Source organism: Stenotrophomonas sp. Nf1, assembly GCF_003028475.1.
GTDB lineage: Bacteria > Pseudomonadota > Gammaproteobacteria > Xanthomonadales > Xanthomonadaceae > Stenotrophomonas.
In genome coordinates, this window is record NZ_PYTV01000018.1 from 2,501 (window position 1) to 5,363 (window position 2,863).

The following is a 2,863-nucleotide window of genomic DNA, read 5'->3' on the forward strand; positions in this document are numbered from 1 at the left end:
TAAGCTGATTTGGTTCTAGGAAAACACTCTGGAAAGGGTGGCCATAGAAGGTGACAGCCCTGTATCTGAAAGGGCCATTTCAGTGAAGACGAGTAGGGCGGGGCACGTGAAACCCTGTCTGAACATGGGGGGACCATCCTCCAAGGCTAAATACTACTGACCGACCGATAGTGAACCAGTACCGTGAGGGAAAGGCGAAAAGAACCCCGGAGAGGGGAGTGAAATAGAACCTGAAACCGTGTGCGTACAAGCAGTAGGAGCTCCGCAAGGAGTGACTGCGTACCTTTTGTATAATGGGTCAGCGACTTACTGTTCGTGGCAAGCTTAACCGTATAGGGGAGGCGAAGGGAAACCGAGTCTGATAAGGGCGCATAGTCGCGGGCAGTAGACCCGAAACCGGGTGATCTAGTCATGCCCAGGGTGAAGGTGCGGTAACACGCACTGGAGGCCCGAACCCACTCCCGTTGCAAAGGTAGGGGATGAGGTGTGATTAGGAGTGAAAAGCTAATCGAACCCGGAGATAGCTGGTTCTCCTCGAAAGCTATTTAGGTAGCGCCTCATATGTATCCTCTCGGGGGTAGAGCACTGTTATGGCTAGGGGGTCATCGCGACTTACCAAACCATTGCAAACTCCGAATACCGAGACGGACTGTATGGGAGACACACGGCGGGTGCTAACGTCCGTCGTGAAAAGGGAAACAACCCAGACCCACAGCTAAGGTCCCAAATTCAGTGCTAAGTGGAAAACCATGTGGAAAGGCACAGACAGCCAGGAGGTTGGCTTAGAAGCAGCCACCCTTTAAAGAAAGCGTAATAGCTCACTGGTCGAGTCGGTCTGCGGGGAAGATTTAACGGGGCTAAGCACTGAACCGAAGCTTGGGGTGCATACTTTGTATGCGCGGTAGAGGAGCGTTCCGTAAGCCTGCGAAGGTGGATTGAGAAGTCCGCTGGAGGTATCGGAAGTGCGAATGCTGACATGAGTAACGATAATGCGGGTGAAAAACCCGCACGCCGAAAGCCCAAGGTTTCCTTGCGCAACGTTAATCGGCGCAGGGTGAGTCGGCCCCTAAGGCGAGGACGAAAGTCGTAGTCGATGGGAAGCAGGTTAATATTCCTGCACCTCGCGTAAGTGCGATGGAGGGACGGAGAAGGTTAGGTGTACCAGGCGTTGGTTGTCCTGGGGAAAGGCGGTAGGTTTGGATCTTTGGCAAATCCGGGATCCTTTAAGACCGAGCACCGAGACGAGCCTTTATGGCGAAGTCACTGATACCACGCTTCCAGGAAAAGCTCCTAAGCTTCAGCTTACGCAGACCGTACCGTAAACCGACACAGGTGGGTAGGATGAGAATTCTCAGGCGCTTGAGAGAACTCGGGTGAAGGAACTAGGCAACATGGCACCGTAACTTCGGGAGAAGGTGCACCCTTTTTGGTGGCTCGTGCGAGCTATAGCTGAAGAGGGTCGCAGTAACCAGGCCGCTGCGACTGTTTATCAAAAACACAGCACTCTGCAAACACGAAAGTGGACGTATAGGGTGTGACGCCTGCCCGGTGCTGGAAGGTTAATTGATGGGGTCAGCCGCAAGGCGAAGCTCTTGATCGAAGCCCCAGTAAACGGCGGCCGTAACTATAACGGTCCTAAGGTAGCGAAATTCCTTGTCGGGTAAGTTCCGACCTGCACGAATGGCGTAACGACAGCGGCGCTGTCTCCACCCGAGACTCAGTGAAATTGAAATCGCTGTGAAGATGCAGCGTTCCCGTGGCAAGACGGAAAGACCCCGTGAACCTTTACTATAGCTTTACACTGAACGTTGAGTTCGTCTGTGTAGGATAGGTGGGAGGCTATGAAACTGTGGCGCTAGCTGCAGTGGAGCCATCCTTGAAATACCACCCTGTCGTGCTTGACGTTCTAACCTGGGCCCATTATCTGGGTCGGGGACCGTGTATGGTGGGTAGTTTGACTGGGGCGGTCTCCTCCTAAAGAGTAACGGAGGAGCTCGAAGGTACGCTCAGCGCGGTCGGACATCGCGCACTGTGTGCAAAGGCATAAGCGTGCTTGACTGCAAGATCGACGGATCAAGCAGGTAGGAAACTAGGACTTAGTGATCCGGTGGTTCTGTATGGAAGGGCCATCGCTCAACGGATAAAAGGTACTCCGGGGATAACAGGCTGATACCGCCCAAGAGTTCATATCGACGGCGGTGTTTGGCACCTCGATGTCGGCTCATCACATCCTGGGGCTGTAGTCGGTCCCAAGGGTATGGCTGTTCGCCATTTAAAGTGGTACGCGAGCTGGGTTCAGAACGTCGTGAGACAGTTCGGTCCCTATCTGCCATGGGCGTTGGAGATTTGAGAGGGGCTGCTCCTAGTACGAGAGGACCGGAGTGGACGAACCTCTGGTGTTCCGGTTGTCACGCCAGTGGCATTGCCGGGTAGCTATGTTCGGAAGCGATAACCGCTGAAAGCATCTAAGCGGGAAGCGCGCCTCAAGATGAGATCTCCCGGGGCACAAGCCCCCTGAAGGAACCATGTAGACTACGTGGTTGATAGGTCAGGTGTGTAAGTACAGCAATGTATTGAGCTAACTGATACTAATGATCCGAGAGGCTTGACCATATAACCTCAAGTTGCCTTGGCTTTACGACAGCGTCGTAAGAGCATCCAAGTGCACGCTACGTCACAAGAACTATGCGAGGCTGGCGCCTTGTCCCCTAGGGACGAGTGCGACTCTCCAAAAGCCTCCCTGGTGAAATTAGCGCTGTGGAACCACCCGATCCCATCCCGAACTCGGAAGTGAAACGCAGCTGCGCCGATGGTAGTGTGGCTCAAGCCATGCGAGAGTAGGTCATCGCCAGGGTTTACACCC

The 2,863-nt window shown here is 54.0% G+C and carries 2 rRNA genes (1 of these 2 only partly in view); both read left to right on the forward strand.

Annotated elements, in window-relative coordinates:
• A 23S ribosomal RNA gene (locus C9412_RS20420) occupies positions 1-2,613 on the forward strand (it extends 265 nt beyond the left edge of the window).
• A gap of 126 nt (positions 2,614-2,739) precedes the next feature.
• Positions 2,740-2,854: ribosomal RNA gene (rrf, locus tag C9412_RS20425) — 5S ribosomal RNA — on the forward strand.
• Positions 2,855-2,863 lie beyond the last annotated feature (9 nt).